The organism is Novosphingobium sp. NDB2Meth1, from assembly GCF_900117425.1.
Lineage (GTDB): Bacteria > Pseudomonadota > Alphaproteobacteria > Sphingomonadales > Sphingomonadaceae > Novosphingobium.
Genome location: NZ_FPEH01000032.1, coordinates 497,965 through 517,979, shown reverse-complemented (window position 1 = coordinate 517,979; position 20,015 = coordinate 497,965). Strand labels below are relative to the sequence as shown.

1 protein-coding gene is annotated in these 20,015 nt (G+C 68.6%); it reads left to right on the top strand.

What is annotated here, in order from left to right:
• Window positions 1–85 precede the first annotated feature (85 nt).
• Complete coding sequence (locus tag NDB2M1_RS22950) at window positions 86–20,014, top strand: hypothetical protein (RefSeq protein WP_083555005.1); 19,929 nt, start codon at window positions 86–88, stop codon at window positions 20,012–20,014.
• Window position 20,015 lies beyond the last annotated feature (1 nt).

The window sequence follows — 20,015 nt, the reverse complement described above, 5'->3', positions numbered from 1 at the left end:
AGCCTACGTGAAACCCCGGAGGCTCCTCCGGTCCAAGCTCTAAGTCTGCGGGCGCTAGAACCCGCCACCCACCCATCGAGGTCCTATGGTCAAGATCGTTCGCGCCAAATCGGGTTCCGTCGGCAAGCTTAAGGGCGGCAAAGGCTCTCCCCACCTTGCGCCCGAAGCCGATGGCGCGCAGGCGGCGGTTGCCAAGCAGGACTACGGCGCGGCCAAGGTCGTGCAGCTCGATGCCGACGACAAGGCGCGGCTGGGCATCAAGTACGCGCCGTTCAAGGTCGAAATCGCGGACGTCGATGTGGTGCTCGTCTTTGCCGACGGATCGCGCATCATCATCCCCGGCATGGCGCTCGCCGCCTTCTCCGGACGCAAACCGATCATTGTCTTCGCCGACAAGGAATTTTCGGCGGACCAGACCGTTGGCATGGTCGGCGAGATCAACCCGCAGAACCCCGATCTCGAACTCCACCTCAGCAGCGCGGATTCGAGCAAGCCGACCGAGGCCAAGCAGCCCGCCGGCGCGGTCCAGCCCGAGGACTCCGCGCAGGCGCAGGCCGAAGCCGCCGCCAAGCAGGAAAAGCAGCACAAGTCCGACCTGACCGGCAAGGCGCTGACCGAGAAGATCAGCGATTCCCTGCCGCAAACCGCGAGTTCGCCGGGCGTCATATCTCCCCGCTCCGCGACGCCTGCGCCCGATGATGCGCTGGGCCCGGCCGGCATCGGCAAGCTCGTCCCCAAGCTCACGTTCGAGTTGTTCAACTCGGAGGGTGTCACCCGCAGCACCGAGAACGGCGAGACGGTGATCAAGGGCAACACCGGCGGCCCCGGTTCATCCCAGGATGCCTCGTTCGCTGCCCAGTCCGCGCCCGAAAGCGTGGAGGGCACCTCGGGCGACGACGTGATCTACGCCGATGATCCTGCGCGAGCGCCGCAGGGCAATTCCATGCGCGTGCTCCACGTTGTCGCCGAAGTGCCCGCCAAGGGTCTCGAACTGCTGCAGGTGCTGATCCCATCGCTCCCGGCGGGTTATGGGATCGTCAACGGCACGCTGACCGACAAGGGCTGGCTCGTCACCATCGATCAGGGCAAGATCGAGAAGCTGACCACGACCACCGACGCCACCGGCAAGACTGTACCCGTCCCCGCCAGCCAATCGCACTTCGCGTTCGATCTGGAAGTGACCTACAAGCTGCCGTCCACCGCCGCGACCGCCGCCGAGAACGGTTTCAAGGACGAGTTCTATTTCCCGGTGCTGCTCGGCCTCTCCGCAGACGGCAAGACGTCCACGTATTCGGTCTCGGTCTCGACCCACTTCGGCATCAAGGACGTGCTCGATCAGGCCGGGATGACGGTGAAGGACCCGGTCACCGGCGAGCCGATCTACGTGCTCTTCGCCAACCCGCCCGGCACCAACATCGCGGCCGGCTCGGGCGACGATCGCATCCATGCCGGTGCGGGCGCCGACAAGATCGACGGCGGCAACGGCTTCGACGTGGTCAGTTATCGCCTTTCCGGCGAAAGCGTCGATGCAAGCCTCGCCACCGGCACAGGCAAGGGCGGTGCAGCGGAAGGCGACACCTACGCCAATGTCGAAGGTCTTGTCGGCTCGGATTTCAATGACCGCCTGACCGGCGATGCCAATGACAACACGCTGATCGGCGGCAAGGGCGCCGACGTACTCGATGGCGGGGCAGGCTTCGATACGGTGGACTACAGCGGTGCATTCGCGGGTGCGCCTGCGGGCGCCAAGGGCATCGAAGTGTTCCTCGACGGCACCCCCTCGCGCGGGGGGGAGGCCGAGGGCGATACGCTGTTCAACATCGAACACGTGATCGCGACGGACCGCAACGACACGATCCACGGCAGCGCGGCGAGCGAGTGGATCGAAGGCGGTGCGGGCGACGACCTGTTCACCGGCAGCGCCGGGGCCGACCGCTTCGACGGCGGAACTGGCATCGACACGCTCGACTACAGCGGCTCGGCCAGCGGCGTCGACGCGCGGCTCGACGGGACTGCAGGCAAAGGTGGCGATTCGGAGGGCGATACGGCCTTCGGTAACGAAAACCTGATCGGCTCGGCCTTCGACGATGCGCTAACCGGCGATGGCGGGGACAATACGATTACGGGCGGTGCGGGGGCTGACCGGATCGACGGCGCAGGCGGGATCGATACGGTCGATTTCAGCGCCAGTGCGGTCGGCGTCGAAGTCTATCTCGATGGCCGGATCAGCCGCGGCGGCGATGCCGAAGGCGACACTTACGCCAATATCGAGGTGCTCAAGGGCAGCGCCTTTGACGACAAACTCGTCGGCGGCCGAGGCGATGAAACGCTCTCCGGCGGTGTGGGCGATGACGTGCTGGAAGGCGGCTTCGGCGCCGACGTGCTCAATGGCGGCGCCGGTTTCGATATCGCGAGCTACGCGGGCTCCAGCGCCGGCGTGCGTGTCTCGCTCGACGGTTCGCTGCGCGATGGCGGCGACGCCGTAGGTGACCGCTTTGTCAGCATCGAAGGGCTCGAAGGCTCAGGCTTCGGCGATACCCTTGTCGGCTCGGCGGGTGACGATGTGCTGCGCGGCCTTGCCGGGGACGATGTGCTCATCGGCCTGGGCGGGGCCGATGCCATCGACGGCGGCGAAGGTTTCGACACCGTCGACTACAGCGCCTCGCGCGCGGGCGTGACGGTGCGGCTGGATGGCACGCTCTCCGAAGGCGGCGATGCCGACGGCGACCGGCTGACCAATGTCGAGAAAGTGGTCGGCTCGGCGCGCGACGACGTGCTGATCGGCGGCAATGCGGACGACACGCTTGTCGGCGGCGATGGCAACGACCGGCTTTCGGGCGGAGGCGGAGCGGATACTCTGCTTGGCGGCGCGGGCTTTGATACGGCTGACTATTCAAGCTCAAGTGCGGGCGTTTCAGTCGCGCTTGACGGTGCTCCGGGCACTGGCGGCGATGCGGCAGGTGACATCCTGCGCGGGATCGAGGCGCTTTCCGGCTCGGCTTTCGCCGACCGCCTCGGCGGCGATGCAGGAGACAATACGCTATCGGGCAATGGCGGCGATGACACGCTTCTCGGTGATCTCGGCGCGGATACGCTGACCGGGGGCGACGGCTTCGACACGGCCGACTATTCCGCTGCGGGCGGCGCCGTCGCCGTACGGCTCGATGGCAATGCCTCCTCCGGTGATATCGCCGAGGGCGACCGGCTTTCCGGCGTAGAACGCGTGATCGGCGGCGCTTATGCCGATACCCTGATCGGCGACAGCGGCGACAACACCCTGGATGGCGGCGCAGGTGATGATGTGCTGCGCGGCGGACTCGGTGCCGATACGCTGATCGGCGGCAGCGGCACGGACACAGCCGACTATAGTGACTCCACCTCAGCCGTTCAGGTCAGTCTGGCCGCGAACACCGGCAGCGGGGGAAGTGCGGCGGGCGACACCTTCAGCAGCATCGAGAACCTGACTGGCTCTGCCTACGCCGATCGTCTGATCGGCGATGCCGGGGCCAACCGCCTCTCTGGCGGCGCTGGCGACGACGTGCTCGCGGGTGGCGGCGGGGCGGACCTGCTCCAGGGCGGCGAAGGGTTCGATACCGCGGACTACAGCGCATCGGAAGCAGCGGTTACTGTCGCGCTTGACGGTTCGGCTGGCAGCGGCGGCGATGCCGAGGGCGATAAGCTCGAAGGCATCGAGGCGCTCACCGGCTCGTCGTTTACGGACCGCCTGTCCGGCAACGACAGTGCGAACACGCTCAGCGGCGGCGCGGGTGACGATGTCCTCGCAGGCCTCGGTGGCGCCGACCGGCTGATCGGCGGCGACGGGTTTGACACGGCCGACTACAGCGCCAGCGCGACGGGTGTGGTCGTGGGTAACGACGGCTCGGTCGGGCTCGGCGGCGATGCGCAGGGCGATACGCTGACCGGGATCGAGCGGATCGTCGGCTCCGGTTTCGATGATCGCCTTAACGGGGGCGCCGGGGCCGATACGCTCGATGGCGGTGCGGGGAACGACCGGCTCGATGGCGGCGCGGGTGCGGACATGCTGATCGGCGGGCTCGGCAGCGATATCATCGATTATGGGCGCTCCCAAACCGGGGTAAACGCCGGGCTCGATGGCGGCGCCAACACCGGCGGCGATGCCGAGGGCGACCTCTACAGCGGCATCGAAGGCATTTCCGGCTCCGCGTTCGCCGACGTGCTGCGCGGCTCGACCGATGCCGACATGCTGCTCGGCCAGGGCGGCAACGACATTCTTTACGGCAGCGCCGGGGCCGATGTTCTTGATGGCGGCGCCGGTGTGGACGTGGTCGACTACAGCGCCAGCACTGTGGGCGTGCGCGTCGATCTCGCGCTCGGCAGCGCCAGTGGCGGCGATGCCGATGGTGACACGCTGACCGGAATCGAAGGTGTGATCGGCACAGCCTTTGCCGATACGCTCGACGGTTCAGCCGGCAATGACACGCTGATCGGCGGCGCGGGCGACGACGTGATCGAAGGGCGCGGCGGCGCCGATATCTTAGATGGCGGCGCAGGCTTCGATACCGCGAGCTATGAGGACAGCCGCAGCGGAATTTCGCTCCGGCTCGATGGCTCGGCGGGCGAGGGCGGCGATGCCGAGGGCGATTCGGTCACGGGCTTCGAGCGCATTCTCGGCTCTGCCTATGATGACGCAATCACCGGTGTCGGTGCGGCAGAAACGCTCGAGGGCGGCGGCGGCGACGATCGCCTGTCCGGCGCGGGCGGCGATGACACACTGCGCGGCGATGCGGGCGACGACATCCTGAACGGCGGCGCCGGGGCGGACGTGCTCGATGGCGGCAGTGGCTTCGATACGGCCGACTACGGCGACTCTTCCACCGCCGTCACCGTCGATCTCGGCGCCGGCACCGGCGCGGGCAGAGATGCAGAAGGTGACCGCTTGTCCGGCATCGAAAGCGTGCTGGGGTCCGCCTTCGACGACCAACTCACCGGCAGCGCCCGGGCTGACCGCCTCGTCGGCGGCGATGGCAACGACGGGCTGGTCGGCGCGGCGGGCGATGACACGCTGCTCGGCGGCATGGGCGACGATGTGATCGACGGCGGCACGGGCGCCGACGTCATCGATGGCGGGGCCGGCTATGACCGGGCCGACTACAGCCTCTCCGGCTCCGGCGTCAGCGTCTATCTCGATGGCACGACCGGCTTCGGCGGCACCGCCACCGGCGATACGCTGACGGGAATCGAGGAAGTGACCGGCAGCGGCTTCGACGACCGGCTGGTCGGAGCGGGCGCGGACGAAACCTTGCGCGGCGGCGGCGGCGATGATGAGCTCGCCGGGCGCGGTGGGGCCGACGTGCTGGACGGCGGCGCTGGGCTCGATACCGCCGATTACAGCACCTCGGCCTCCGGCGTGACGGTCGATCTGGCTGCAGGTACCGGCAGCGGCGGCGATGCGCAGGGCGATACGCTGATCTCCATCGAGCGACTGGTCGGCTCTTCCGGCGCTGACCGCCTCTACGGTGCGGCGAGCGACGACACGATGGAAGGCGGCGCCGGGGACGATCTGCTCGCAGGCCGCGACGGGGCTGACGTCCTCCTCGGCGGCGCGGGCAATGATATCCTCGACGGCGGTGCGGGCGCGGACGTGCTCGATGGCGGCGCCGGGTTCGACACGGTCGACTACTCGGGCTCGAGCGAAGCCGTCGTTGCCGGGCTTGGCGGCAGCATCGGCATTGGTGGCGACGCAGCGGGCGACACACTCGCCGGGATTGAACGCCTTGTCGGTTCCGCCTTCGACGACCGCCTGCTCGGCAGCCTCAACGATGACACGCTCGAAGGCGGCGCGGGCAATGACACCCTGATCGGCGGCGAAGGCAACGATACCCTGCGCGGCGGCGCGGGGGACGACGTTCTCGACGGCGGCGCCGGTGCGGACCGCATCGAAGGCGGCGACGGCATCGATACCGTCGACTACGGCACGTCTGCCCAAGCCGTTACCGTGCGGCTTGACGGTTCGGTCAGCGCGGGTGGCAGCGCCGAGGGCGACCAGCTCATCGGGATCGAGAACCTGACCGGTTCGGCCTACGACGACACGCTCGTCGGTGCGGATGCCGCTGAAACGATTTCCGGCGGCGCGGGTGACGATACGATCATCGGCGGCGCGGGCGATGACCGACTGCTCGGCGGCAGCGGCGACGACGTGATCACCGGCGGGTTCGGCGCGGACGTGATCGACGGCGGCTCCGGGTTGAACACCGCGAGCTATGCCGGTGCGGCGTCGGGCGTCACCATCGATCTCTCCGGCGCGCTCGGCACCGGGGGCGAGGCTGCCGGGGATTCGCTGAGCAATATCCAGCGCCTGATCGGCTCGGCCTATGCCGACAGTCTCGGCGGCGGCGCGGGCAGCGAGACGATCCTCGCTGGTGCGGGCGATGACATTCTGCGCGGCAGTGCCGGGGCCGATGTGCTCGACGGCGGCTCCGGCACCGACGTGGCTGACTACAGCGCGAGCGACGGTGCGGTCACCGTCACGCTCGACGGCTCCATCGGCGTCGGCGGCGATGCCGCGGGCGACCAGCTCGTGAGCATCGAAGGCGTGATCGGCTCCTCGCTCGACGACCGCCTGACCGGCAGCAGCGCCGTCAACCTGCTCGACGGCGGGGCGGGCAACGACGTCCTTGTCGGTGGCGGCGGTGATGACGTGCTGCGCGGCGGGGCTGGCAATGACCGGCTCGATGGTGGCGCCGGGGCTGACCTCCTCGACGGCGGCGACGGCTCGGATACCGTCGACTACTCGGATTCGACCTCGGGCGTTTCGGTCTCGGTCGATGGCTCGGTCTCCACCGGCGGTTCGGCGGAAGGCGACCGCCTGCTCAATATCGAGAACCTGATCGGCTCGGCCTACGACGATATCCTGCGCGGCACGGCGGCGGACGACATCCTGACCGGCGGCGCAGGCGATGACGTGCTCTCCGGGCGCGGCAGCGCAGACCAGCTCTTCGGCGGGGCCGGTTTCGACACGGCGGACTACAGCGATGCTGTCTCCGGTGTCGCCGTCTCGCTCTCTACCGGACGCGGCACGGCGGGCGATGCGGCGGGCGACCGGCTTGACAGCATCGAGCGACTTGTCGGTTCGACTTTCGCCGACCAGCTGACCGGCTCGTCGCAGGCCGATACGCTCGAAGGCGGCGCGGGCAACGACGTCCTCGTCGGCCTTGGCGGGGATGACGTGATCCTCGGCGGCGCGGGCGATGACGTGATCGACGGGGGCGCCGGTGCGGATGTTATCGATGGCGGCGCCGGGCACGATACGGTCGACTATTCGGCCTCGCTCGCCGGGGTCATCGTCACTCTCGCCGGGGGCGCCAGCGCCAGCGGACTTGCCGAAGGCGACGTGCTCACCAGCATCGAGGAAGTGATCGGTTCGGCCGAGGCGGACGTGTTTTCAGGCGCCGGTGCCGACGAAACCCTGCGCGGCGAAGGCGGCGACGACATCTTGCGCGGCGGCGGCGGTGCGGACGTACTCGACGGCGGCGCGGGCTTCGATACGGCAGACTATTCGCGCGCATCAGCAGGTATCACGCTCAGCCTTGTGACCGGCGGAACCGGCGGGGAGGCCACAGGCGACAGCTTCGTCTCCATCGAGATCGTCGAAGGCAGCGAGTTCGACGACAGCATTGCGGGCACTGCCGCAGACGACGTGCTGCGCGGGCGCGGCGGCAACGACCTGCTCGACGGCGGCGCTGGAGCCGACGTGCTCGACGGCGGCGCCGGCAACGATGTGCTGCGCGGCGGCGCCGGTGCGGACATGCTGCTCGGCGGCGCGGGTTCGGACACCGCCGATTACTCGACCTCCTCCGCGGGCATCGCGATCAACCTGGACGGCTCGCTATCCGCAGGCGGCGATGCCCAGGGCGATATACTGTCCTCTATCGAGAACGCCGTCGGTTCGGCCTTCGACGACATGATCGTCGGCACCTCGCAGGGCGAGCGGCTCGAAGGTGGGGCAGGCAACGATTTGCTTGGGGGCGGAGGTGGCAGCGATACGCTGCTAGGCGGCATGGGCGACGACATCCTGACCGGCGGCGTCGGGGCAGACCTGCTCGACGGAGGGGACGGCTTCGACACCGCGAGCTATGCCGACTCCGCTGCCGGGGTGACCGTGCGCCTCGATGGCGGCCCGGCAAGCGGCGGCGATGCCGAGGGCGACGTGCTCACCGGCATCGAAGGCGTGATCGGCTCGGCGCAGAATGACACGATCATCGGTGGTGCTGCGGACGACCGGCTCGACGGCGGCGCGGGCGACGACGTGCTGATGGGCGGGGCGGGCGACGATACCCTGCTCGGCGGCAGCGGTGATGACCTGCTCGTCGGCGGGCTCGGCGCGGACATCCTTGACGGCGGAAGCGGCCTCAACACCGCGAGCTATGCGGATGCGGCTGCGGGCGTCGCGGTCGACCTCTCCGGCGCGGCGGGCACAGGCGGCGAGGCGACCGGTGACCAGCTTGTCGGCATTTCGCGCCTGATCGGCTCAGCCTTTGGCGACAGGCTCGGTGGCGGCGCAGGTTCTGAAACGATCCTCGGCGGCGCGGGCGACGATACCCTGCTCGGCAGCGCCGGGAACGACGTGCTCGACGGCGGCAGCGGCTTCGATACGGTAAGCTACGCCGCGTCCGGCGCGGCAGTCACCGCCTATCTCGACGGGCGCGGCGGCAGCGGCGGCGATGCGGCGGGCGATGTGCTCATCGATATCGAAGGCCTCATCGGCTCGGCCTTCGACGACCAGCTCACCGGAAGCGACAACGCCGATCGCATCGAAGGCGGTGCGGGCAACGACACGATATACGGCGGCGGCGGCAACGACACTTTGCTGGGCGGTGCCGGCAACGACGTGATCGTCGGCGGTGACGGCGCCGATGCGATCGATGGCGGCCTTGGCATCGATACCGCCAGCTATGCCGGTTCCACCAGCGGCGTCACCATCGCGCTCGACGGCAGCGGAGGCGCGGACGGTGCGGCGGGCGATACGCTCATCGGCATCGAAGTGCTGATCGGCTCTGTCTACGACGACCGCTTGGGAGGCGGCGCGGGCAGCGAAACCATCCGCGCGGGCGATGGTGACGATACGCTCGTCGGCAGCCTCGGCGCGGACACGCTGATTGGCGGCGATGGAATCGACACGGCTGACTATTCAGGCTCGACAAGCGCGGTGAATGCCGGGCTCGACGGGCGTATCGGCACTGGAGGCTTTGCCGAGGGTGACACGCTTTCGAGTATCGAACGCCTCGTCGGCTCGGCCTTCGGCGACAGGCTTGCGGGTGGCATCGGCAGCGAGACACTCGACGGCGGCGCGGGGGATGACACGCTCACCGGGTCGATCGGCGCGGATGTGCTGATCGGCGGTGCCGATTTCGACACGGCGGACTATTCGGCATCCGGCAGCGGCGTGACCATCGCCACGGATGGCAGTCTGGGCAGCAGCGGCGATGCGGCAGGCGATACGCTCGGCGGCATTGAGCGCGTGGTCGGCTCGGCCTTTGCCGATACGCTCGGCGGCAGCGCGGGCGCCGATACCCTCGAAGGCGGCGCGGGCGATGACGTGATCTCCGGCGGTGCGGGAGACGACACGCTGCTGGGCGGATCCGGTGACGACGCGATCACCGGCGGCGAGGGCGCGGATGTGATCGACGGCGGCACGGGGTTCGACAGGCTGAGCTACGCGGCGTCGGCAGCGGCGATCCAGCTCAACCTCGCTACCGGCCTTGGCTCCGGCGGCGATGCGGCGGGCGATCGGGTCAGCGGCATCGAGCAGGTCGAAGGTTCGGACTTCAACGACACCATCACCGGCAGCGCGGCGGACGAAGTCCTGCTGGGCGGTGCGGGGAGCGACACTCTGTCCGGCGGCGCGGGGAACGATACCCTGTCCGGCGGCAGCGGCGACGACGTACTCGCGGGCGGTGCGGGCGCCGATGTGCTCGATGGCGGGACCGGCTTCGACACTGCCGACTACAGCGCCAGCGCCGCGGCGGTGCAGATCACGCTCGATGGTTCGACCGCCACCGGTGGCGATGCCGAAGGCGACAGCCTCATCGGTGTCGAGCGCGTGATCGGCTCGGCCTACGCCGATACGATCATCGGCGGTTCGGCGGCGGAAACGCTGGAAGGCAGCGCCGGGAACGACACGCTTTCAGGCGGCGGCGGCGGGGATACCCTGCTCGGCGGCGCGGGAGACGACGTGCTGCGCGGCGGCGCGGGGGCGGACGTGGTCGATGGCGGCACCGGCTTCGACACGGCGGACTACAGCACGTCCGACGCGGCGGTGCAGATCGTGCTCGACGGTTCTGCAGCCACCGGCGGCGATGCCCAGGGCGATGTGCTCACCGGGATTGAGCGGGTCAATGGCTCGGCCTTCGACGATACGCTGACCGGCAGCGGGGGCGCGGAAACGCTGTCCGGCGGCGCGGGGGATGACGTTCTGCGCGGCCTTGCGGGCAACGATACGCTGCTGGGCGGTTCAGGTGACGATACGCTGGACGGCGGCGCCGGGGCGGACATCATCGATGGCGGCAGCGGGTTCGATACTGTGACCTATGCGGCCTCGTCCGCCGGCGTCACCGCCTCGCTCGGCGGCAGCGTCGGCAGCGGCGGCGATGCTGCGGGCGATACGATCACCAATGTCGAGGTGCTGCGCGGCTCTGCCTTTGCCGATACGCTGATCGGCCGGGTCGGCGCGGATACGCTCTATGGTGATGCGGGCGACGACACGCTTGTCGGCACGGCGGGTTCAGACACGCTCGATGGCGGTGACGGCTTCGATACGGCGGACTATTCCGCATCGGCCGCCGGGGTCACCGTCAATCTCGATGGCACAGTGTCCGGCGGCGGTGATGCGGCCGGCGACACGCTGACTTCGATCGAGCGCGTGATCGGCTCGGCCCAAGCCGATACGCTGCGCGGTGCGGATGGCAACGACACGCTGGAAGGCGGAGCGGGCAACGATACGCTGATCGGCGGCGCGGGCGCGGATAGGCTACTCGGCCAGTCGGGCGATGATACGCTCGTCGGCGACCTCGGCGCGGACGTGCTCGATGGCGGCCTCGGCCTCGACACGGTCGACTACTCAGCGTCTGCGAGCGGCGTGAACGCCGGGCTCGACGGCGGCGCAAACTCCGGCGGCGATGCGGCGGGCGATGTGATCGCCAACGCCGAAGTGCTGATCGGCAGCGCGTTCGGTGACACGCTGCGCGGCGGCACAGGCGCGGATACGTTGCTCGGCGGGGGCGGGGACGACGTGCTCAAGGGGGGGGCCGGAACCGATGTGCTCGATGGCGGCACGGGCTTCGACATGGCCGATTATTCGGCAAGCAGCGCGGGGGTTACTGTCAACCTAGCAACCGGGACCGGCACCGGCGGCGATGCGCAGGGCGATGTGCTCACGGGCATCGAAATGGTCATCGGTTCCGCACTGGCTGACCGCCTGACTGGTTCGACCGGCGCCGACGTGCTCCTTGGCGGCGGCGGCAACGATGTGCTGATCGGCGGGCTCGGCGAGGATATGCTGGGCGGCGGTGCAGGCGACGACACTCTGATCGGCGGTGCGGGCAACGACTCGCTCGATGGCGGCGCGGGCGTCGACACCGCGGACTATTCTGGCTCGATCCAGGCGGTGCGCGTTGCACTTGACGGCAGCACAGGTTCGGGCGGCGATGCCGAAGGCGATGTGCTGACGGGCATCGAGATCGTGATCGGCTCGGCGCTCGGCGATACGCTGATCGGCGCCAGTGCTGATGAAACACTCCAGGGCGGCGCCGGTGACGACACGCTGATCGGCGGCGCAGGTGCGGATACGCTCGTCGGTGGCGACGGGTTCGATACCGCCGATTATTCCGCTGCGGGCGCGGCGATTGCGGTTACGCTCGATGGCAGCGCCGGGACTGCAGGCGATGCGACCGGCGACCGGCTCACGACCATCGAACGGCTGATCGGCTCGGCCTACGACGATACGCTCGGCGGTTCGGTAGGCGATGATGCCATTCTCGGCGGCGCCGGAGCGGATACCATCAGCGGCGGCGCGGGCAACGATGTGCTGCAGGGCGGGACGGGTGACGATACCCTGATCGGCGGCGCCGGCGCGGACGTGCTCGACGGGGGTGCAGGCTTTGATACCGCCAGCTACGCTGCCTCGGCCAGCGCCGTCACCGTCACGCTCGGCGGTGCTGCGGGAAGTCGGGGCGATGCAGCGGGCGATATGCTCACCAGCATCGAGCAGCTGATCGGCTCAGCCTTCGACGACCGCCTTACCGGCTCGGCAGCCAACGAGACCTTCCGTGCCGGAGCCGGGAACGACGTGGTGACCGGCGGCGACGGCGACGACCAGCTCTTTGGCGAGGCGGGCGATGATACGCTGATCGGCGGCGCAGGCGCGGATCTGCTCGATGGCGGGGCAGGCATCGATACCGTGTCCTATGCGACCTCGCTCAGCGCGGTGACCATCAATCTCGATGGCACGGTCTCGGTCGGCGGTGATGCCGATGGCGATGTCATCCTCAACGTCGAGCGTGTGATCGGGTCGGGCTTCAACGACGTGTTCAATGGTTCCACCGGCGCCGACCAGATCGACGGCGGCGCGGGCGACGACCTGTTCAATGCCAGCGCCGGGGCGGATGTGCTCACCGGCGGCGCCGGGTTCGACACCGTGGACTACAGCGCCGGCACGGTTGCTGTCACCGTGCGCATGGACGGCACCGCCTCCTCCGGCGGCCTCGCCGAGGGCGATGTGCTTTCCGGCATCGAACAGGTCATCGGCACGGCTTACGGCGATACGATCATCGGATCATCTGCCGCCGATACGATCCTGGGGCAGGACGGGAATGACACGCTGTCCGGCGGCGCAGGGGCGGACACGCTCGTCGGCGGCAACGGCGACGACACCCTTATCGGCGGCGCCGGAGCGGACGTGCTCGATGGCGGCGCAGGGTTCGACACGGCGGACTATTCGGGCGCGGCTTCTGTCGTCGCGGTGCGCATGGACGGGGTCTCCGGCACGCTCGGCGATGGCCTCGGCGATGTTCTCACCGGGATCGAGCGCCTCGTCGGTTCGGCCTATGCCGACAGCCTGCTCGGCTCGGCTGGAGCGGACGTGATCGAAGGCGGTGCTGGTGACGATCAGGTCCAGGGCGTGGCGGGCGACGACACGCTGTCCGGCGGCAGCGGCAACGATGTGATCGAAGGCGGCCTCGGCGCGGACCGCATCGACGGCGGCGCCGGGATCGACATTGCCGATTATTCGAACTCGGCCTCCAGCGTGACCATCGCCACCGACGGCAGCACCGGCAGCGGCGGCGATGCGGCAGGCGACGTGCTCACCGGCATCGAGACGATCCGCGGTTCGGCCTATGCCGACATACTCGGCGGCAGCGCGGGCGCGGATACGCTGCTTGGCCAGTCGGGCGACGACGTGCTGGCAGGCCTTGGCGGCGCGGACGTGCTTTCCGGCGGCGAGGGCTTCGACACCGCCGACTATTCGGCCTCGGCCAGCGCCGTCACCGTCGATCTCGCGGCAGGGACCGGCAGCGCGGGCGATGCAGCGGGCGACACGCTCACCAGCATCGAGCGCGTCGTGGGCTCGGCCTTCGCAGATCGCCTCACCGGCTCGGCCAATGCCGACGTTCTTGAAGGCGGTGCGGGCAACGACCGGCTCGATGGCGGGGCAGGTGCCGACACGCTGCTCGGCGGCGCGGGCGACGATACCCTGATCGGCGGCACCGGCAGCGACGTTCTCGACGGCGGCACCGGCTTCGATACCGCCGACTATACCGCCAGTACGCAGGGCGTAACGGTCTACAACAATGGCATCGATCCCGGCTCGGGCGGCGCGGCCACCGGCGACGTGCTGATCGGCATCGAACGCGTGCTGGGCTCGGCCTTCGCCGATACCCTGGTGGGTGGCAGCGCTGCCGAAACGCTGATCGGCAATGATGGCAACGACGTGATCGAAGGCGGTGCCGGGGCTGACGTGATCGACGGCGGCACGGGCTTCGACACCGCCTCCTACGAGCACGCGACGGCGGCGGTCACCGTCAGCCTTGCAGCGGGCGGCGGCAATGGCAGCGGCAGCGCAGGCGAAGCGGCGGGCGACGTGCTGACCGGGATCGAGCGCCTGCTCGGCTCGGACTACAACGACACCCTGATCGGCGGCGCGGCGGCCGATACGCTCGAAGGCGGGGCAGGCGATGACCTGCTGGTGGCTGGTGCGGGCATCGACACGATGATCGGCGGCGCCGGCAACGACACCGCCGACTATTCCGCAGCCGGAGCGGGGATCACCATTGCGCTCGATGGCAGCGCGGGCATTGGCGACATCGCCGCGGGCGACCGGCTTACCGGCATCGAAGGCGTGATCGGCTCGGCCTTTGCAGACACGATCACCGGCGCTTTCTCCAACGACACCCTCAGCGGCGGCGGCGGCAACGACGTGCTTTCGGGCGGCAGCGGCGCGGATACCCTCCTCGGCGGCGCGGGCGAAGATCTCCTCTCCGGCGACAGCGGCGCCGACGTGCTGGATGGCGGCACCGGCACCGATACCGTGACTTACGCAGGGTCGGTCGGCGGCGTCACAGTCGATCTCGCGGCGGGAACGGCCACCGGCGGCGATGCGGCGGGCGATACGTTCGTGTCGATCGAGCGCTTCACCGGGTCGCGCGGCAGCGACACCTTCGTTGGCGGCAGCGGCGATGACTGGTTCGACGGCTTCGACGGCAACGACACCCTCTCCGGCGGTGCTGGCAACGACACCCTGCTCGGCGGCATCGGCGACGATACGATCGCGGGCGGCGCCGGGGCCGATTCCATCGACGGCGGCGCGGGCTATGACAGCGCCGACTATTCGGCCTCCGCCGCCGGGGTCACCATCCGCACCGGGGGCACCTCCAGTGGCGGTGACGCGCAGGGCGATACGCTCGCCAATATCGAGCGTGTGGTCGGCTCGGCTTTCGCCGACCGCTTCGAGGGGCGCAATGCGGACGAGGAATTCGTCGGCGGCGCGGGCGATGACGTGTTCATCGCGTCGGGCGGCGCGGACATCTACCGGGGCGATGCCGGCAACGACGTGGTCGACTATTCCACCTCCGCCAGCAGCGGCATGGTGATCTACATGGATGGCGGCTTCGGCACGACCGGCGATGCGGCGGGTGACCGGTTGTTCGATATCGAGACCGTGATCGGCTCCGCGCAGAACGACACGATCTACGCCGCAGCCACCGGTTCGACCATCCTTGCGGGGGGCGGCAGCGATACCCTCTACGGCGCCGACGGCGCGGATGTGCTCGATGGCGGCGCGGGAGACGACGTGATCGTGACCGGCCTCGGCGCAGACATCGTCACCGGCGGATCGGGCATCGACACCGTCGACTACCGCAACTCGAACGCGGCGGTCACCGTCACCAACAACGGTTCGGCCGGCTCCGGCGGCTGGGCGGCGGGCGACGTGCTCTCCGGGATCGAGGTGATCTACGGCTCGACCAACTACGGCGATACACTCCGCGGCGGGATCACGTCTTCCACCGCGCTTTATGGCTGGGGCGGCAACGATACCTTCGTATCGTTTGGCCAGGCCGACAGCATCGACGGAGGCACCGGCACCGACACGGTCGACTACTCGGCCAGCCTCGCTGGCGTTACCGTCCGCCTTGACGGCACCGCCTCCAGCGGCGGCGACGCCGAGGGCGATGCGATCATCGGCGTCGAACGCGTGATCGGCTCCGCGCTGGCGGATACGCTGATCGGCGCGGGCTTCAACGAGACCTTGCTCGGCGGCGACGGTGACGACACCCTGATCGGCGGCGCCGGGGCGGACGTGCTCGATGGCGGCGCTGGTTTCGACACGGCGGACTATTCCACCGCAGGCGGCGTCATCGTACGCATGGACGGCACCCCCGGCAGCGCGGGCGAGGCCAATGGCGACGTGCTGATCAATGTCGAACGCGTGATCGGCTCGGGACTTTCCGATGTGATCTACGGTTCGGCCAATGCCGATACGATCTTCGGCGGCGCGGGCGATGATGTGCTCGCGCCCGGGCTCGGTGCGGATACGCTCGATGGCGGCGCGGGAACGGATACGGTCGACTATACGAGCTCCGCCAGCGCGCTCACCGTCAACCTCACCAATGCCGCGCTCTCCACCGGCCTCGCGCAGGGCGATACCTTCACCAACATCGAAGTGTGGTCGCTCTCCGCCTTCAATGACACCTTCATCGGCTCAGCCGCCGCCGAGACCGTTTACGGCAACGACGGCAACGACACGATCGATGGCGGCGCGGGGAACGACACGCTCTATGGCGGCAACGGCAACGACATCCTGATCGGCGGCGCGGGTGCGGATACCATCGACGGCGGCACGGGCACCGATACGGTCGACTATTCCGCTTCGGGCGCCGGCATCTCGATCAATCTCGGTACGGGAACCAACAACACCGGCGGCGATGCGGAAGGCGATTTCTTCGTTCCCGGCACTGTCGAAAATGCGCTTGGCTCTGCTTTCGACGATACGATCACCGGCAGTTCCGGCACGAACAACCTGCGCGGCGGCGGGGGCAACGACGTGATCCTCGGCGGCGCCGGGGCCGACGCGATGGACGGCGGCGCCGGGATCGACACGGTCAGCTATCTCGGCGCGAATGTGGGCGTCACCGTCAATCTCCTCACCGGCGCGGCGAGCGGCGGCGATGCGGCGGGCGATACCCTGACCGGCTTCGAGAACATCCAGGGCGGCAATGGCGCCGATACCCTCACCGGCGATGCCAATGCCAACACCATCTTGGGCAGCTTCGGCAATGACGTGATCCAGGGCGGTGCCGGTGCGGACACGCTCTATGGCGAGGACGGCGACGATACCATCGACGGCGGCGCCGGTGCCGACGTGCTCAGCGGCGGGGCGGGGGCCAACACGCTGAGCTATGCCTCCGCCGCATCTGCTGTCGCGGCCAGCCTCGCCACTGGCACCGGCACGCTGGGTGATGCGCAGGGCGATACGTTTTCAGGCTTCGTCAACCTCACCGGCTCTGGCTTCAACGACACCCTCGTCGGCAGCCTCGGCGGCAACACCATCCGCGGCGGCGCCGGGGATGATTTGATCGACGGTGGAGCCGGCAGTGACACCTTGTTCGGCGATACGGGCAACGACACCTTCCTCGGCGGCAACGGCTTCGACTACATGGACGGTGGCTCCGGCACTGATACGGTCGATTACTCTGCCGCCGGGAGCTCGGTCAGTGCCGATCTCAACGGCGGCAGCGGCACGGCAGGCGATGCGCTGGGCGACAGCTACGTCAGCATCGAGAACCTTACCGGCTCGGCATTCAACGACACGCTGCAAGGCAGCAGCGGCAACAACGTGCTTTCCGGCGGTGACGGCAACGACTTCCTCATCGGCCTCGGCGGCAACGACACGATCCTCGGCGGCAATGGTGATGATCGCATTTCCGGCGGCGCGGGGGCTGATGCGCTCGATGGCGGCGCGGGCACTAACCTGCTGTTCTTCGGTACCGACCCATCTCAGCCGCAGAGCGTCTCGGTCACCACCGGTGTCACCGTGAACCTAGATGGTGTGACGCTCGGGACGGGCGGCGATGCGGCGGGCGATACCTACCGGAACTTCCAGATCATCTACCTCACCAACCAGGCCGACCGGGTGACCGGCACCACCGCGGCGGAATGGTTCCGCGGTCTCGGCGGGGCAGACACGATCAACGGCGGGGGCGGCATCGATACGGTCAGCTACTACGGCTCGGGCGCGGTGACAGTCGGGCTCGATGGCGCCACCGGCAGCGGCAACGAAGCGCAGGGCGACGTGCTATCCAACGTCGAGATCCTGCAGGGCACCCAGTTTGACGACACTCTGTGGGGCGATGCGGGTGACAATACGCTCTATGGCATGGAAGGCAACGATACGCTGCGCGGCGATGGTGGAAGTGACGTGCTCGATGGCGGCAGCGGCTCGGACACCGTCAGCTATGCGAACTCCACATCGGGCGTCACCGCCAGCCTGCTCGCGGGCAGCGGCAGCGCAGGCGACGCCGCGGGCGATACTTATGTCAGCATCGAAAACCTCACCGGCTCGGGCAGTGCCGATACGCTGATCGGCGATGCCAATGCCAACGTGCTCAGCGGCGGTGCGGGCAACGATTTCCTGCGCGGCGGGGCCGGGGCCGATACGTTGAACGGTAGCAACGGCTTCGATACGGCAGATTATTCGGATTCCACCGCGGCCGTCTCGGTCTATCTCGACGGCACGGCGGCAAATGGCGGATTTGCCCAGGGCGACGTGCTGACTTCGGTCGAGGGCCTGATCGGTTCGGCTTTCAGCGATACGTTGGTCGGCTCGAATTCGAATGAGACCATCAGCGGCGGCGATGGCGACGATACGATCAGCGGCTTTGTCGGCGACGATACGTTGAACGGGGGCAACGGCAACGACTTCATCGACGGCGGCACCGGGGCTGATACGGTTGATGGCGGGGCGGGCACCGATACCTTCACCTATGCCAATTCGACCGGCGGGGTAACAGCCTATCTCGACGGCACTGTCGGTTTAGGCAATGAGGCGACCGGTGACCGCCTGACTGGCATCGAAATCCTCATCGGCTCAGCCTTCGACGATACGCTCTCGGGCACCTCCGGCGCCGATACGCTGCGCGGCGGCAATGGCAACGACGTGCTGATCGGCGGTGCCGGTGCGGATGTGCTCGACGGCGGCGCAGGGACCGACAGCGTCTCCTTCGCCAATTCCGCCAGTACGATCACCGCCAGCTTCGCGACCGGCAGCCTTGTCGTCACGGCCTCCGACGCGGTGGGCGATAGCTACATCTCCATCGAAGGCGTCGTAGGTTCCGCTTTCAACGATACCCTGCGCGGTGGTGCGGGTATCGAACTGCTCGACGGCGGCCTGGGTGACGACACGCTCTACGGCAGCGCCGGGGCAGACACGATCATCGGCGGCGGCGGGTTCGATACGATTGACTATTCGGCCTCAACCGCATCGGTCACAGCCCGGCTGGACGGCACCGCCTCGAGCGGCGGCGATGCGGCGGGCGACTTGCTCAGCGGTATCGAGCAGGTCATCGGCACCAGCCTTGCCGATACTTTCCTCGGCACCGGCGCGGACGAAACTTTCCGCGGTGGCGGTGGTGACGACTCGATGACGGGCGGGGCGGGCAATGACTCGCTTTATGGCGAGGCGGGGAACGACATCCTGAGCGGCGGGCTCGGCAGCGATGTGCTCGATGGCGGCGCGGGCACGGACACCGTCACCTACGCCAATTCGACACTGGGCGTCGCGGCCAACCTTGCCGACAGCTCGTTCAACACCAACGAGGCGGCGGGCGACACCTACAATTCGATCGAGAATCTGATCGGCTCGGCGTTCAACGACCGCCTGACAGGTGACGGCGGCGCCAATGTCCTTGACGGCGGTGCGGGCAACGATCGCCTCACAGGCGGCGCGGGGGCGGACAGCCTCATCGGCGGGGCGGGCGCCGATATCGCCGACTATTCGCAGTCGGGCAGCGCGGTCGCCCTGTCGCTTGGCGGTGGCGGGGCAGGGACCGGCACCGGCAGCGCGGGCGATGCGGCGGGCGATACCCTCTCCGGCATCGAGAGCGTGATCGGCTCCAGCTTTGCCGACGGCTTTACGCTCACTCTCGGCGCGGGCTTCAGCATCGATGGCGGCGCGGGCAGCGATACCGTTTCGTTGGCCGCGAACTCGGGTACGGTCTCCGCAGCCCAGCTGGCCGGCGTGCTCAGCAGGGTCGAAACGATCGACTTCAACGCCAGCGGCACCAATGCCAGCCTGACAGTCGATGCCAGCTTCATCCAGAGCGTGGCGGGGGCGGGCAATGCCTCGCACCTCACGCTCGATTTCAACGCGGGCGATACGCTGCAGATCGCGGGCGGCGCGATCTACACGCAGAGCGGGAACGACTACACGTTCTACAGCGACAGCAGCCTGACGACGACGGTGGCGCAGCTTTCGGTGATCTGAC